This window comes from Nitrospira sp. KM1, from assembly GCF_011405515.1.
Taxonomy (GTDB): Bacteria; Nitrospirota; Nitrospiria; order Nitrospirales; family Nitrospiraceae; genus Nitrospira_C.
Genome location: NZ_AP022671.1, coordinates 821,680 through 837,391, shown reverse-complemented (window position 1 = coordinate 837,391; position 15,712 = coordinate 821,680). Strand labels below are relative to the sequence as shown.

Here is a 15,712-nt window from a genome sequence, read left to right as displayed (position 1 = left end):
CCGGTGCTTGCGTCACGGATATGGAATTCGACGCAGCCATTAGAGTCTATTGCATTGAGGGTGCATCCCCAGTAAAACCCATTTTCAATCGTCGAACTAGAAGATAATCCAGAAGGCGGTGCGTTCGGCCTGTTGGATACCGGATCAGTCGGCTGTGATTCGGCCAGATGGTCGCCCGCAGAATCCAGCCGATTGTAAGTCCACAGATCAAATTCGAAACCGGTGGTTTAGTGCTCCTTTCTCTTCTCATCAGGTTGGGGATGGTCGTCTTCACGATGGCCATGATCTTCTGGGTCGGATGGGGGCTTCCGCAGGCTGATCAGGAGGACCGGGGAGCAGATGTTCAGGCACCTCGGCAGACTCAGATGCCTGAACTCCGCCAGGCGGTTGCGGTTCCCTCAGCTGTCCAACATGCGGAGGGTTTAGATCGACCCCGGACTTCGGTTGCTGTTCGGAGACTGGATTTGAACCGTGCGACCGCGCAAGACCTGGAAGGACTTCCAGGAATTGGACCGGTCCTAGCGGGCCGCATTATTCAGCACCGGGAAGAATTGGGGTCCTTCCGCAGCGTAGAGGATCTGCGTACAGTCAAGGGAATCGGCAAGAAAACGCTGGAGCGCATCCGTACATTGGTCGATGTCCCCGGGCACAGCGTTTTGGCGAAAGACGGGAAGAAAACATGAGCGAATTGGCACGCCAATTGGATCTGATCCGCCGCGGCACTGTTGAAATCATTCATCATGCCGAATTGGAATCGAAACTCACGCGTGCGATCAAAGAACAGCGACCACTGCGTGTCAAAGCCGGCTTCGATCCGACCGCTCCGGATCTTCATCTGGGGCACACCGTTCTCATTCATAAGCTCAAGCATTTTCAGGATCTGGGCCATCATGTGATGTTCCTGATCGGAGACTTCACCGGGCTCATCGGTGATCCCACAGGCGTCTCGGAAACCAGAAAGGCGCTGACAAAAGAACAGGTGCAGGAGAACGCAAAAACCTATGAGCGACAGATTTTCAAAGTCCTCGATCCTGCGAAGACCGTGATCGAATTCAATAGCACATGGATGACTCCCATGACGGCGGAAGGGATCATTCAGCTATCGGCGCACTACAGAGTTGCGCGTATGATGGAACGGGACGATTTTCAGAATCGATTCCGGGATCAAAAGCCGATCAGCGTTCACGAGTTTCTCTATCCTCTGGTACAGGGATACGACTCAGTTGCGCTAAAGGCCGACGTGGAACTGGGAGGTACGGATCAGAAATTCAACCTGCTCGTTGGCCGTGATTTGCAGCGGGATTATGGCCAGGAACCACAGGTCGTCATTACGATGCCATTGCTTGAAGGACTCGACGGCGTGAGGAAAATGAGCAAGAGCCTTGGAAACTACATTGCATTGGAAGATGCGCCCGGCAACATGTTCGGAAAGGTCATGTCCATCAGCGATGAGCTCATGGTTCGGTATTACGAGTTGCTGACGACGGAAGACCTTGCAGCGGTCAAGAACCTTCATCCCATGGAGGCAAAGCAGTCCCTGGCCCAGATGCTCGTCGAACGCTATCACGGAGCGGAAGCGGGGAAGAACGCTCGCGAGGAATTTCAACAGAAATTCCGGGAGCGTGAATTTCCCAGTGAGCCGGATGCCACCGTCATCTTACATCCGGCGGATGTCAAACCCGACGGATCCATCGGACTGGCAGATCTGGTCGCGAGGACCGGACTGGTTCCCAGTAAGAGCGAAGCCCGGCGGCTGATCATTCAGGGTGGACTGGAAGTCGACGGCCAAAAACAGACCGATGCCAACATGCTCATTGCATTGGCAGCCGGGCGATCGTATCAGCTGAAAGTCGGACGACGGAAGTTTGCGCTTGTACAATTGGCGCCCTAGTGCCCTCGCTTCCTTGACTTGAGTCAAAGGCCGGCGTAGGACTCGTAGAGTCCTAGCTTCCCAATCTTACCTAGGGGGATTGCTTAAGCCTTTGATGGCGTAGGCAATCCCTTGTCGTTAGTGAGGATTCTGCGTTTTACTCCTTCGTTTCTAGTAGCATCCAGTAACTGCAATTCACCACACTTTAGTGTACTTCCTAACACTGTAATAACACCTGATCGACACCTCGTTTTGCACCTCGGACCACGACCAGACGTTGGGTGCACGCCACGGGCACCCTTGTGGCTGCCCATGTCTTAAATGGTATAGGTCACCTTAAAGAATGTGCAGTGTGAGACTATATGGAGCACCTATGAAGAGCTCATGGCAAGCCACGGTGTTGATCGTTTATGCAATTTGGAAATGCTCGGACACCTGCTGTGATCATGTCTGCGGATAGTGGAGCCACATATTGGCGAAAAGAATGTAGTCGGATGAGCCATTCCCAGCTCCACTTGGTCGTATCTGCAAACTATTAAATGGGAACCCAAAGGCGAATGGGAACCAGGGAAACGCAATGGACGGAATTACAAAAGAGACGGCTTCATAGTCCGGTTCAATCGGATGGTTTAACCATGGACGAGGTTGAACTACACCGATCTGGAATCCATTCATGAGACGCGTGCGTTTTGGATAACCTCTTTATAGCCAGTTTTGATCTCCATAATAAGCAGTGACGGGCGGCCACTCCGACTTGTTGGTCTTCTAACACTGTACAATACCTACTCTCAAGGGCAGACGCTGATGCCTCCAATCGAACGGTCCTATATCGAAATGCGTCACGAGGACAAAAACAGTTAAAAACAGAAGTGCTTGCTCTGAAGTCTGGTTAGAAGTACCGACTATTAACCTAATCAGTGCAATTTAAGCGACCTGCTCCGGCGTATCTATTTGTATCGGGTGTATCGATTGTGATCCCAGCAGGTTACGGGCCACCTTCAACAACCATGGCGGTGTCTCGTACATTCCTACTCGACCTTCACCATTGAAACCGTTGATATAGCTTCTTTCAAATTTTGAAACATGTTTTGTACGCCACTGGTCCAGCAGTTGCAGATTATGGAGTCTTACCAGGACACAAACGGAATAAAACCATGAGAAGCTTCTTCGATTCAGTGCTCGTCCTCACAGTGCGATTGGGCGCGGGATCTGCACTCGTAATGTTGAAGAATCTCTGGCCGTAGGGATTGAACGTGAAAGTTCAATCACCACTCTGAAGGAGGTTACGATGAAACATGCTATGGCTGTTATCACATTGTGTAGCCTGATCGTCCCGGCTTGGTGCTTGTCGACTCGGATGCCTGGAGCGGCTGTACTATTGAACGGCGCATTGAGCTAGACAAGCAAGGTTACGACAAAGATGAGGTGGAAAAGTCGTGCTGTGACAGGGGCGATGAGTTTTGACAGACCCTTAGTAGAGGCCTAGCAGCTGGGCTCTCGGATGGTCTGACAAATGGCCTGAACAAAGCATTGGAGGGAGGAAGCAGAATAATCACAACACCGATGCTTCGTCAGCATTTAATGGTGCGAGCATATGCACAACCAATTTGGGGACGTGTCCGTTGTCAGGCGGGCCATGGACGGAACGACTACACATATACGGGTATCTCAAATAAGCCTTTTTGCGGTCCAGCAAATGAATAACCTGGCAGGTGCATTACTTGACCCGCTCTGAAGCGCTTTTCACTATGGAGGATATTCCATGTCACTTATTCAGAAGGATCTTAATCCTGGGACTGGAGACCAACTACTCACGTTGGACACTGATACCAATCTGGAGTGGCTGAATCTGACCGCAACGGCAAATCGATCGGCTAACGAGGTCCTGGCGGGGTTCGGAGGGTTTACGACAACCCACGGGTTCCGTTACGCAATTGGTGGCGACATTGGAGTACTCTACGGCCACGCAGGGATAACCAAAGGTCTGACTGAACCGGCATTTTTACCGTCACCCAATGACTCACGGAATCACACCGGCATTGAGGTGTTACTAGACCTTATGAATGGCAAACAATATTTGGCTGCCCCTAGCAGTGGCACTGATTCAAGAATTATGTCTTATGGAATCAACGGAGGAGACCCTTTATGGTTTGTAAGATATCTTTCCCTTAATATCACCAGACCCGCGAATTCGCATACTGAGGTCAATCCGCTCCAATCATTGGATTATCGGGCACACTACATTGGTTCGTATCTGGTTCGAAATGCGTCATAATTTATTGAGATTTAGCAACATTCCGCCCGGCAGTGATTGATTTCACTTAAGAACATTGCATTAAAATGACCCCAGCCGTTGATGATTGGACTTAGGTTGTTTACATGCTAATCTCCTACCAACTGAAGATGTCAGAAGTTCTTCATGCATAGCTTACCTCCTCCGCATCATCTGAAATCCACTTTTTGTACATACACCATCCTTGGAATCGGACTGTTAAGGAGCTGTGGGTACGGCGAATTGTCACCGGAGAAGCGAGTTGCTCGCATTACTCCACACGATCCAAGTTGTCGATCACTAAGCCATCATTAAGAACTGGCAATCTGGCAATGATCCTTGTTTTCTTGTGCGGAATACTCAGCTGTCGGTTTCTGAACTCCAATGCCAGCACTAATGACTTTATCCTGCGTGACACCTCTGTCCCCTCTACAATTGAAGTACCGGATAATTCGCTGGCATCTGCCGAAACAGAAAAGCCTAAGCCTTCATCGGAATCGCTATTTCAGGAGGTGGCAGCAGGTCAGCAAATTTTGCGGCGGCGGTGTTACAGGAACTTGAAATCCATGGGTTTATGCAACGTGTAGACGTGATTTTATCTGGAGGCACATTGCCAGCCGCATATTACGTTTGGAAGCGCGACTCGGATTGGGGCTGGAAGAAACTCAAAGAATTGATGAGAACGGATTTTTATTCAAAGTTGATTTAGAAGCAATTTAATCCTTGGGGTCTAGGGAGGTACCTCTTCACTGACTACAATCGCTCAGACATAATGGCGGAAATTTTGGAAAGTGGGATCTCTGAACAGAACTGAGGCGAAGCGTCACGAAGCTGTCCTTCGTACGAAGCTGATGAGTGGACAAATCGCGAGTCCTCGCAAAGCTCGATCTCAATCCATCACGTTTCGCCAGGGGGGAAGCAGTATCTGGCGCTGGAAACAGTCAAAAATCTCCCCGATTTCTTTGCGGATAAGGCGCTAGGCGCTATCACACCGGAGGATGTAACCGCCTATCGGGCGCAACGTGTCCAGTATTCACGTACACGGTGCCCCAAGTGTCAGAAGTGGGTCAATGCCGCGACTTGCAAGAAGTGTCGATGGAAGCGGACTGATGCCGGTAACGCTGTTAAGCTTCAGACCATTAACCACGACCACATGGCATTAACCCACATGTTCAACGTGGCCAGGAGCCCTCAGTTTCGTCTAGTGACTGACAATCCTGCTGCACATGTGCCAAAGCCGAACCCGCAGAATGAACGGGACAGAATCGCGAGCCCTGAGGAATGGGAACGGCTGAAGGCGACACTTGCGCCACATCTGCGAAGGCTTCTGACGGTGGCGTATGAGGTGGGTCCTCGAAAAGGGAGTTGTTAAGGCTTGAATGGGCAGACGTGGATATGCGCCGCAAGGAGTTCACGTTAAGAGAGACAAAGAACGGAGAGGTGCGCCTGGTTCCGATGACTCCCACCGTGTATCAAGTGTTCACGGAATTGTGGAAGGAGCGGCGCCTGGACACTCAGAGGGTGTTCTTGTATAACGGTGCAGAGGTGAAGCGGATCGGAACAGCTTTTAACGCGGCGTGCCGACGAGCGGGTATCACGAATCTCAAAATTCATGACTTCCGGCATACCGCGAGCACCAACCTTAGACGTGCAGGGGTCGATACAGCAACAGCCACGAAGATCGTGGGGCATAAGTCAGACCGCATGCATCGCCGGTATAACACGATTACGCCGGACGACTTGCATGCTGCGGCCAAGAAGCTTCATAATCACAAAACTAACACTCTAATAACACCTGAGGGTGTGGCGGCCGGAGCCGAAACTATAAGTGCTCGAAATTTCATCGCGAGCGGGCGTAGCTCAGTGGTAGAGTCCTAGCTTCCCAAGCTAGTTGTCGTGGGTTCAAATCCCATCGCCCGCTCCAATTTGGTGAAGATTCTGATGAGATTTGAATCCCGCGACAGGGGATTCCGAAAGGGGTAAGCCCTTTCGAGGGGAGGCTGCGAGGGGGCTGGCCCCCTCCGCAGGAGCCGGGAGGCGTGCTTCAGAGCCGATCCGGCGACGAAGTGGGTTCAAATCCCATCGCCCGCTCCAACATCTATGAAGATAGTAAACGACGCGGGAATTGCGAAGGATCCTTGGGCAGAGACATTGAGAAAAGCTGGATAACACGGACCGATCCAGCGACGCAGTAGATTCACATCTCCTCACCTGCATCGACACCGCTCAGTACTTCAGTACTTGCCGACATGCCGGGTTAACACTGTGACTTAATACAGAAAGGATCTGTCATGAATCGTCTCAGATTTATGCTAATACTCGCTGCGGTCTTCTACGGAAGCATGATCGGAGGAGCGTTCATCGGATGGTTGGTAGGGGCCGTGCCTGCAGGAGCGCAGAAGACGAACGGCGTCCATGCGGAGGAATTCCTTTTATTGGACCAAAGCGGCAAAGCTCGGGCCGGACTCGGTTTGGATGCGAATGGAGAGGTGGGGCTGGTCCTGACAAGTCGGGATGGCTCCAGAAAGCTCAGCCTGTCTCCCGACGAACAACCCGCCATCAAACTCACGGACCGGACTGGTCGCGTGTTATGGTCGGCTCAGTAGGAAATGAGTGGGGAAGCTAGACGGCTTTTTGAACCCGCCCGCTGCGAAGGCAGCGCGTGCAGACCTTGATGCGCTTGGTCGAACCATCGATGATTGCCCGAACACGCTGCAAATTTGGATTGAACGCCCGTTTCGTCTTGTTGTTGGCATGGCTGACGTTGTTGCCAGTCTGATGTTTCTTCGAACAAATATCACATGCAAATGCCACGGGAGACTCCCTTGCGTCGAGGTGGATGTTCGAATGAATAAAATATCACAGCAGATTCGTCTATAACAAGAGCCTCCGCCCGTCCATTGGGTCCGGCCATATCCATTGATTGAGAGCTCCAGGAATATTCACCTTGACAAGTTTTATCCCTCTCTCCTAGAGTTGCCGCCAACATAGTCTCCCGGGTAAGGGAACGAGGGTGTGAATCCCTCACGGTCCCGCCGCTGTGAGTGGGGACGAAACCTGCGAGGACCACTGTCCGGCGAGGATGGGAAGGCGCAGGGAGTAGGGTGAACCACGAGTCAGAAGACCTGCCCTGAGAGTTGACCACCGTTCCCTCGAGGGCTGGGGAACAGGCGAGGATGAGAAGCGGGTGCAATCCTCAGGGTCTCCTAGGCCTTGGGGATTTTTTGTTTGCATTGCCGGACCGAACATACATCGTGGATTGAGCGATTGCTAGCGGCCTGGTGTCTGCTGTTCGTCGCTTGGCCGACGGTTGCAATCGCTGATGATGACTCGATTATCATGAAACGCCGTCAGCAAGGCATTCTCACCGGTATGCCATTCATGGCGAATATCACGCCACGCACCTTCGTGGACGACGCGGGGCGCAACATTTACATTGCCAAGGCGCCTGCGAGAGTCGTCTCACTTGCTCCGAGCATTACCGAGATGCTGTTTGCGCTCGGACTCGACGAAGACATTGCGGGGGTCACGGAGTTTTGTAACTATCCTCCGGCGGCCCTCACGAAACCGAAAGTCGGGTATGCGCGTCCCAATCTTGAATCGCTCCTTGCCCTCAAGCCGGATTTCGTCGTCGCCCCGCAGGAATTTCTCCGTGCGGAAATTTTGGCTAAGCTCGATGAGCTCAAGATTCCGGTCTTTCTTCTGGAGGCCAAGACTGTCGAAGATATTCTGGTACAAATTCAGAACCTGGGGAAGATCTTCAATCGGACGCCGGTGTCGGATCGCTTGACGAAAGCCATGCGTGAGCGCATCAGCGAGATTTCCGGACGGGTCGCCGCATCCGGAAAACGCCGCGTGCTCTATGTCCTCAACAGTCATCCGCTGATTACCGTCGGGCCGGGAAGTTACATCCATCAAATGATCGGGTTGGCGGGAGGGCTCAATATTGCTTCCGGAACTCCAATGCCGTATCCCAGACTGAGTATGGAGACTGTTTTGGGCGAAGACCCCGAAGTCCTGATCTTCCCAGTCGGTTCTCTCGAGGGGATCCCCAAAAGCGAGCAACAAGAATGGAATCGCTGGAACGGCCTTTCGGCCGTTCGTCACAGACAGTTCCGAGATGTCTCCTCCGACGCGCTCAATCGGCCGGGTCCTCGAATCGTCGAAGGGCTGGAACTCCTCGCGCGCGCCATCCATCCGGAGGCATTTGCCGACGACCCTGTCATGACCCGACCATGATGCCGACTCTTTCGCATCCTCCATCGTCCCAGCCGACTCACATGGTCCAGGCATCGAATACCGTCCCTCGTTCGCAAGAAATTGATCACCATACTTTTCAACAGTCCACGCTCACGACGAAGCGTTGGTTGACCATAATCATCTTCTTATCCGCGGTATCGGTGGCGACAGTGGTGTTATGCCTTCAGTTCGGTACGCAATACATCGGATTGGGCGAAATGTTCGGAATCATCTGGCGGACGATCACAAGCTTCCCCGGGACGGCCGATTCCGATGTGACCGCCACCATTCTGATGCAGGTGCGCCTTCCCAGGGTGTTGTTGGGATTTTTGGCAGGAGCGAGCCTGGCCGCGATCGGCGTCACATTGCAGGCATTGCTGCGCAATGCATTGGCAGATCCCTACGTGCTCGGGGTGTCGAGTGGAGCGGCGCTCGGCGTGTCGGTGGCCGTCCTTTTCGGCGTGGGTACGACGATACTGTCGGTATCGGCGTTGCCGCTATGCGGATTTTTGGGAAGCCTCATGGCGTTGGCCGTGATCTATCGTATGGCGGTGAGTTATGACCGTCTCCCCATCCACAGCGTCCTCCTGGCCGGCGTCATCTTGAATGCGATCTTCTCGGCACTCATCATGTTCATCACCTCGATCCTGGATCCGAATCGTTCGTTCGGGATGATGGCCTGGCTCATGGGGTCGCTGACGGCTCCAGCTCTTCCCGCATTGTCGGTCTTTTCTTTGTATGTGCTGCTGGGTCTATTTCTCTTGCTGAGACACGTCGGCGTGCTGAACCTGATGGCGTTCGGCGAGGATGCGGCGCGGTCTCTGGGCATTGATACCGAGCGGGTGAAACGGAATCTTCTTCTCCTATCGGCCTTGATGACCGGCGCCGTCGTGTCCTTCAGCGGCATGATTGGCTTCATTGGCATGGTGATTCCCCACGCCGTGCGTATGGTGTTTGGTGCGGATCACCGTCTCCTTATGCCTGCTTCAGTCTTGATCGGAGGCGCATTTCTGACGGTTGCCGACACACTTGCCCGAACGTACGCGGCGCCGTCGGAACTACCGGTGGGAATTGTGACGGCATTGGCCGGTGGTCCGTTTTTCGTCTATTTGTTGGTCTGGAGAAAGGACCGCATGTCGTGAACGCCTCCGTCGAGATGAATTTGCCGGCAGAGAACGAGTCACAGGGATCGGTCCCGCATGCGTTCGACGTTCGCGGCTTGCATTTCCGCTATGGGAAACAAGACCAGGCCGCTTCACCCTGGATCATCCGAAACGTCAATTTCCATGTCGAGTCAGGTCAAATCCTGGGAATCGTCGGGCCCAACGGGTCCGGAAAGACATCTCTGCTCAAACTATTCGCGAGGATTGCCAGACCCTCGAAGGGTTCCATCGAATTATTTGGACACTCTTTGTGGGATTTGACTCCGGATAAGGTTGCACGGTCCGTGGCATTCGTGCCCCAAGAATCCGATTTGTCATTTCCGTTTACCGTAGCCGAAACAGTTCTCATGGGGCGATTTCCGCATCGCCATCATTCCTACTGGGACATGGGATTTGGCTGGGACCGCCGAGACGATCGAGCGATCGCGCAACAGGCAATGGAGACCATGGATGTCTGGGGGCTTGCCGGACGAGCCGTCACGGAGCTCTCGGGCGGCGAGCGGCAACGTGTCATCATCGCCCGCGCGCTCGCTCAAGATACGAAGATCCTGTTATTGGACGAACCGACCGCATTTCTGGATCTGCAGCATCAGGTTGAGATGTGCGCGCTCCTGCGCAGGCTGAAACGCGACAGCAGCATGACGATTGTCTTGGTCTCGCACGATCTGAATATCGCCAGTCAGTCCTGCGATAGAGTTGCGGTAATGAAAGACGGGGCTATCCAAGCTTTGGGCTCGCCGGAACACGTCATGCGGGCCGATGTCTTGCGCCAGGTTTATAGTTGCGATGTCCTGATCGACCGGCATCCGGAATCTGGACTTCCACGGATTACATTACCGGGAGATCGATCCGCTCAGAGTTCGAGTTGATAGAAGAAAAGACGGGAAGGTTCGTGCCCGGCCACCCGTCATTCCGATCAGGGCATGGGATATTGAGGAGGGATTGTCAGACCAACGCCGTCGGTGACGGGGAAGATGGTGAAAAACCATCACGGTGCCGCCACTGTAAGCGGGGAGCGACTCTGCACGAACGCCACTGTCTAGAAATGTGACGACGGAACCGAGTGGTCCGTCGCATCGGCTGGTCACGCCGGTGCGGCGTGCTCTCAGCCGATCTCGCAAGAGGATGGGAAGGCGCAGAGAAGCATCGATCCGCGAGTCAGGAGACCCGACCGACGGAGCGCATCAACACCCTTCGAGCCAAAGGGAGGTTTCCATGTGTCAGGTTTCCGTCTGCCTTGTCATTCGTGTGCTGATTCTTGTGATCGGCCTCGCGGTTCCCGTTCAGACCGTCCGTGCGCAAGAAGTTGCGATGGCCGAGTCATCCGAAGTCATAGAAACTCAGGAAGTGGTCGTCAGTGCCACAAAAACGGAAACTCCCATAAGAGAAGTTACGAGCGCCGTCGAAGTGATCTCCGGCGAACAAATGCAACAGCGCAAGGTCAGAACCGTGGCTGAGGCGTTACGATGGGCGCAAGGGATGGCCGTATTTCAAAGCGGCGGACCGGGAACGAATGTGGATGTGCGGATGCGGGGAGGAACACCGGAGCAGACGCTCGTTCTGATCGACGGCGCCATCGTCAACAGTGCCACACTGGGCACCTATGATTTTGCCAATTTGACGAGCGACAACATTGAACGCATCGAAATCCTGCGGGGCAGTCAAGGCATGATGTGGGGTTCGGATGCCATGGGCGGCGTGATCAATATCACAACGAAACGTGGACGAGAGACGCCGAACGTCTCGGGCTTTGCAGAGTACGGATCGTTTAATACGATTCGCGAAGGGGCCACCGTTTCGGGAAAGAAGGGACCGGTCGATGTAGCCGCATCCCTCACTCGGTGGGATACAGCCAGCTTTTCCGCCATCAATTACAGACGCGGTGCAAGTGAACGGGACGGGTTTCATAACTGGCAGGGTTCAGTCAGGTTGGGAGTCGATCTTCCGAAAGACGGACGACTGGATTTTAATTTTCGTTGGATGGATGGAATTACGAACTTAGATGGATTCGCATTCACTGATCCTGCCGACGTGCTTGGCGCAAAAACGCAAAGCAAGCAGCATGTCTTTTCCGGCTCATATATGCAACCGATCACGGACTGGTGGTCGCAAAAGCTGACGTTGGCACGAGCAACCGATAATCTGGTGACGAGCTCTGGAACGCTTCAGCGTAATCTGGTCACTGGGTTTGAGGATACTCCGTTTGCCTTCAACTCCGAGATCAGCACCACCAGTAATCGAATCGAGTGGCAGCATGATTTTCAGGTTGCCAAGCCGGTAATGTTGACGGCGGGGTACCAATTTCGCGAGCAGCTTGGAGAATTTGTCGATACTCTGAACGGTACAAGCCTCATTCCTAACAAAGGCGTGAGCAGTAATGCAGGATTTGCCGAAGCCAAACTCAATTTATGGGACCGTCTGTTTGGAACAGCAGGGATTCGGCAAGACGAATACAATGTATTTGGAAGTGCGACTACATACCGTGTCACAGCTGGTTATCTAGTCAAAGAAACCGGAACCAAGTTGCGCGGCAGCTATGGAACTGGCTTCCGTGCTCCGACGATCAATCAGCTATTCTTTCCCGACTTCGGCAATCCAAATTTGAAACCGGAGAAAAGCAAAGGTCTAGATATTGCACTCGATCAATCGTTGTTTAATGACCGGGTACTGTTAAGCGCCGGGTACTTTTGGACCCGGTATCAAAATCTGATCCTGTCGGTGTTTGATCCAGCCGGATGTCCACCGGGAGGGTTTGGGTTTTGTGCTCAGAATATCGGAGCAGCTAGGGCGGATGGACTTGAAGCAAGTGCCAAGATCCAAGTGGTTCGTGACCGTCCTTGGATCAAGAGCCTGGACGTGCAGTTCCAATACACGTATACGAACACCGAAAATCTGACTGATAATGCGAACACCCGGCTGCCCAAATGGCCGCTCCATCAATGGTCAACCATAGTCAGCTATCAGCCTGTCGAATCGTTCAGAGCCAATCTCGAGGGCCGATATATTGGGCAGCGGTTCAATGATACATTTAATGATCAACCGATTTCGTCTTTTTATGTCTGGAATGCGTCGGCCACCTATGACGTCAGTAAGTCCGTCCAAATCTATGGAAGAGCCGACAATATTTTTGGCCGCCGGTATGAAGAAGTCTTGTATTTCGGAACGCCCATCAAATCGATATTCGGCGGGGTACGGATCAATTTCGACGTGCCGTTATAGTCCGAGGAGAAGCAACATTTGTGAGCCTGGACGGCGGATCGGCAAGAGCCGTCGTCCCGGCTTGCTCCGTGGAGGTCAAGGACTGTATGAAGGGATCGATCGTCAAGGTCTGCGAAGTGTGCGGAGGGACATTTGAGTGCGGGCAGTATTGCTGCTGGTGCGGACAACTAGCTGTGACGACAGAGCAGATGGATTGGATTGAGCAAGCCTTTGACGATTGTCTTTGCCCAAGCTGTCTGAGGAAAATTGTCAGCGGAGAAATCGGTCCTACTGCCGCAATCATGAAAAGGACCTGACATGCGTATTACAAAAGTCTATACGAGGACCGGCGATGCGGGACAAACCCGTTTGGCCGGTGGACAGCAGGTGTGGAAGGACAGTCTTCGCGTGGAGGCCTATGGAACCATCGATGAACTGAACGCATCGATTGGACTGGCCCGGACGCTGAACAATGAAAAAGACTCAGTCCAGGCAGCTCGCCTCGAAACCGATTTACGATGGGTTCAAAACAAACTGTTCGATATCGGCAGTATTCTCGCCACGGCAGCAGGTGATCGCTTCAAGAACATGCCGACGATCACGGCGCAGGACGTGACGGGGCTCGAGCATATGATTGATCGCTGTCAGGAAGATCTAGCCCCCCTCAAGGAATTCATCTTACCAGGCGGAGGGAAAGTCTCCGCCACGTTGCACGTATCGCGAACCATCTGCCGTCGAGCGGAACGTGTCTGTATTCGTCTGTCGCGGGAAGAAACGGTCGAAGCCGAGATCAATAAATTCGTGAACCGGTTGAGCGACGCGCTGTTCGTCCTGGCGCGATGGGTCGCCAAAATGCACGGCGAGCCGGAGTTTCTATGGGAGCGTCAATCGGCAGACCTCAAAGCGGAACGCTAGTGCATGCCGGCACGCACGCTCATGATCCAGGGAACGGCGTCGCATGTCGGCAAGTCCACGCTCGTGTCGGCCCTGTGCCGCGTGTTCACGAGGCGAGGGCTTCGCGTCGCGCCCTTCAAAGCACAAAACATGTCGAATAATTCCTTCGTCACTCCGGACGGGAAGGAGATCGGCCGAGCCCAGGCCGTGCAAGCTGCGGCCTGCGGACTGGCGCCGAGGGCGGATTTCAATCCCGTGTTGATTAAGCCGGCCGATGATCTCCGGGCTCAACTGATTGTCGCGGGTGATGTGTGCGATACATTGACTGCCGCAGATTTCGGAATGATCCGGCGCCGATATTGGTCTGTGGTACAAGAAAGTTTTTCGCGACTCGCTCACGAATTCGACCTGGTTGTGCTCGAAGGCGCCGGCAGCCCCGCGGAGGTCAATCTTCGGGACTGCGATGTCGTAAACATGCAGATGGCTCGGTTCGCAGGGGCGCCGGTTGTTTTGGTGGGGGATATCGACCGAGGCGGGGTATTTGCCTCGTTGGTCGGTACCTGGTCATTGCTGGACGAACCCGATCGTCGGCATTTGAAGGCCTTCGCCGTCAATAAGTTTCGCGGGGACGAGCATCTTCTCGACGGCGGGCTGACTCGCGTTTCGAAGGAAACCGGGATGGTCTGCGCCGGCGTGGTTCCCTATATAAAGGATATGAATATTCCGGAGGAGGATTCGTTGGGGTGGTTGAGCGGATTTGTTTCGACTGACAAGATGCCCGATCGCATCAGGGTTGGCATCGTGGACCTCCCTGCAATTTCCAATGCGACGGATTTCGAGCCGCTGGCCTCGGAGCCGGATGTCGAAGTTCTGCGAATGGAGCGACCTGGTGATCATTTGGTGGATGCCCTGATATTCCCCGGAACAAAACACACGATCCAGGCATTGAGCTTCGTTCGCGCTCGTGAATTTGACACTTTTGCAGAACGGGTCCTGGAGGCCGGTGGTATGGTCGGCGGCATTTGCGGCGGGTACCAGCTCCTTGGACGGACCATCCGGGACCCGGAACATCTGGAATCCGATCAGGCCGAAGCATGCGGGCTTGGAATCCTCCCGGTCGAAACCGTGTTCGCCGTACCGAAGATTGTCCAACCTGTCGCAGGACGTCACGCGGAGAGCGGGACGGCAGTGACAGGCTATCGTGTGCATATGGGACGCACCACCATTCGAGGAAAAAGTCAGCCCTTCATTCATATGCAGTCCCCGACGGCGGAGGAATATCTTGATGATGGCGTCTCCCTCGATCACGGGAGGAAGTTTGGGACTTCTGTGCATGGACTGTTCGAGTGCGCCGAATTTCGGCGATGGTGGTTGAATCGATTGCGCCGATGGAAGGGATGGGAGGTTCTCCCGGTGACACACAGCCACTCATTGGACGCTAAAATCGACCGGCTGGCCGATGTGGTCGTGAAGCACCTGGCGCTACCCGTTATTGACCGGTTGATCGAAGAGGGAGTGTAGTGCGGAGAAGGGACAAGCCGGCATCCGAGCTGATCCTGGTCCTGGGCGGCGCATCGTCAGGTAAAAGTGAGGCGGCGATGAACATAGCGGTTCGCGGTGTGAAACGGACGGCGCGCCGTGCATTCGTGGCCACGGGACAAGGGTTGGATGAGGAGATGGCGATGAAGATTGCCAGACACCGGCGCACGCGATCATCCTCATGGAAGACCGCGGAAGTCCCTCTCGGACTGGTTGCATGGATGAAACGGCATGCGGCGTCGTATCGCGTGATTCTCGTCGATTGCCTGACGATGTGGGTGTCGAACCAGTATGAACAGGAAATCTCGGATTCAAGAGTGCTGAAGGATGCAAAGGCCATTCTTTCGTGTATCCGGAAGAGTCACGCTCGGGCTGTGCTCGTCAGTAACGAGTTGGGCATGGGCCTTGTCCCTGCAGATAGAGTCTCCAGGCGATTTCGTGAACTGGCAGGAGCTCTCAATCAGCTGATTGCCGCCGAAGCGGACCAAGTGTTCTTAGTGGTGAGCGGGCTTCCTGTTCAGATCAAATAGGAGAGTT

General features: G+C 53.9%; 13 protein-coding genes, 1 tRNA gene and 2 riboswitches. Of the genes, 13 read left to right on the top strand and 1 reads right to left on the bottom strand.

All coding sequences use genetic code 11. From position 1 onward, the window contains the following. The first annotated feature begins 167 nt into the window (after nucleotides 1-167). From W02_RS03875 to W02_RS03855, 5 genes are all read left to right on the top strand, one after another. Nucleotides 168-683 carry a ComEA family DNA-binding protein gene (locus tag W02_RS03875; RefSeq protein ID WP_173044979.1) on the top strand — a complete coding sequence of 172 codons (516 nt, stop codon included), beginning with the start codon at nucleotides 168-170 and terminating at the stop codon, nucleotides 681-683. Continuing rightward, nucleotides 680-1,891 (top strand): tyrosine--tRNA ligase, encoded by a 1,212-nt coding sequence (gene tyrS, locus W02_RS03870; RefSeq protein WP_173044978.1) that lies wholly within the window; start codon nucleotides 680-682, stop codon nucleotides 1,889-1,891. Before W02_RS03875 ends, tyrS begins: the two co-directional genes overlap by 4 nt. A 3,616-nt stretch (nucleotides 1,892-5,507) precedes the next feature. Continuing rightward, nucleotides 5,508-6,020, top strand: a complete 513-nt coding sequence (locus W02_RS21995) for a site-specific integrase (protein WP_370467959.1) — start codon at nucleotides 5,508-5,510, stop codon at nucleotides 6,018-6,020. Next, nucleotides 5,992-6,066, top strand: a tRNA-Gly gene (locus W02_RS03860). Before W02_RS21995 ends, W02_RS03860 begins: the two co-directional genes overlap by 29 nt. A gap of 367 nt (nucleotides 6,067-6,433) precedes the next feature. Further along, complete coding sequence (locus tag W02_RS03855) at nucleotides 6,434-6,748, top strand: hypothetical protein (RefSeq protein WP_173044976.1); 315 nt, start codon at nucleotides 6,434-6,436, stop codon at nucleotides 6,746-6,748. Between the two features lie 16 nt (nucleotides 6,749-6,764). On the opposite strand, the gene rpmB is transcribed toward W02_RS03855, so the two are convergent. Next, a complete protein-coding gene (rpmB, locus tag W02_RS03850) occupies nucleotides 6,765-6,956 on the bottom strand; it encodes a 50S ribosomal protein L28 (RefSeq protein ID WP_173044975.1) in 192 nt (63 codons plus the stop codon). A 142-nt stretch (nucleotides 6,957-7,098) separates the two neighbouring features. Next, a riboswitch (cobalamin riboswitch) is annotated at nucleotides 7,099-7,290 on the top strand. Nucleotides 7,291-7,481: 191 nt separating this feature from the next. On the opposite strand from rpmB, the gene W02_RS03845 reads away from it, so the two are divergent. From W02_RS03845 to cobU, 8 genes are all read left to right on the top strand, one after another. Beyond that, nucleotides 7,482-8,381, top strand: coding sequence for an ABC transporter substrate-binding protein (locus W02_RS03845; protein ID WP_173044974.1), 900 nt, complete (start codon nucleotides 7,482-7,484; stop codon nucleotides 8,379-8,381). Beyond that, nucleotides 8,378-9,523, top strand: a complete 1,146-nt coding sequence (locus tag W02_RS03840; protein WP_173044973.1) for an iron ABC transporter permease — start codon at nucleotides 8,378-8,380, stop codon at nucleotides 9,521-9,523. The genes W02_RS03845 and W02_RS03840 overlap by 4 nt, the downstream gene beginning before the upstream one ends. Further along, the gene (locus tag W02_RS03835; RefSeq protein ID WP_232068645.1) at nucleotides 9,520-10,413 is read left to right on the top strand and encodes an ABC transporter ATP-binding protein; all 894 of its coding nucleotides are present in this window, start codon (nucleotides 9,520-9,522) and stop codon (nucleotides 10,411-10,413) included. The genes W02_RS03840 and W02_RS03835 overlap by 4 nt, the downstream gene beginning before the upstream one ends. Before the next feature lie 57 nt (nucleotides 10,414-10,470). After that, a riboswitch (cobalamin riboswitch) is annotated at nucleotides 10,471-10,734 on the top strand. Nucleotides 10,735-10,759: 25 nt separating this feature from the next. Beyond that, complete coding sequence (locus W02_RS03830; protein ID WP_173044972.1) at nucleotides 10,760-12,763, top strand: TonB-dependent siderophore receptor; 2,004 nt, start codon at nucleotides 10,760-10,762, stop codon at nucleotides 12,761-12,763. An 86-nt stretch (nucleotides 12,764-12,849) separates the two neighbouring features. Further along, the gene (locus tag W02_RS21990) at nucleotides 12,850-13,059 is read left to right on the top strand and encodes a cysteine-rich CWC family protein (protein ID WP_370467973.1); all 210 of its coding nucleotides are present in this window, start codon (nucleotides 12,850-12,852) and stop codon (nucleotides 13,057-13,059) included. A 1-nt stretch (nucleotide 13,060) separates the two neighbouring features. Next, nucleotides 13,061-13,657, top strand: coding sequence for a cob(I)yrinic acid a,c-diamide adenosyltransferase (locus W02_RS03820; RefSeq protein ID WP_173044970.1), 597 nt, complete (start codon nucleotides 13,061-13,063; stop codon nucleotides 13,655-13,657). A 3-nt stretch (nucleotides 13,658-13,660) separates the two neighbouring features. Next, entirely contained in the window at nucleotides 13,661-15,157 is a 1,497-nt protein-coding gene (locus W02_RS03815) for a cobyric acid synthase (protein WP_173044968.1), read from the top strand. Further along, the gene (cobU, locus tag W02_RS03810; RefSeq protein WP_197742131.1) at nucleotides 15,157-15,705 is read left to right on the top strand and encodes a bifunctional adenosylcobinamide kinase/adenosylcobinamide-phosphate guanylyltransferase; all 549 of its coding nucleotides are present in this window, start codon (nucleotides 15,157-15,159) and stop codon (nucleotides 15,703-15,705) included. The genes W02_RS03815 and cobU overlap by 1 nt, the downstream gene beginning before the upstream one ends. Nucleotides 15,706-15,712: the final 7 nt, after the last annotated feature.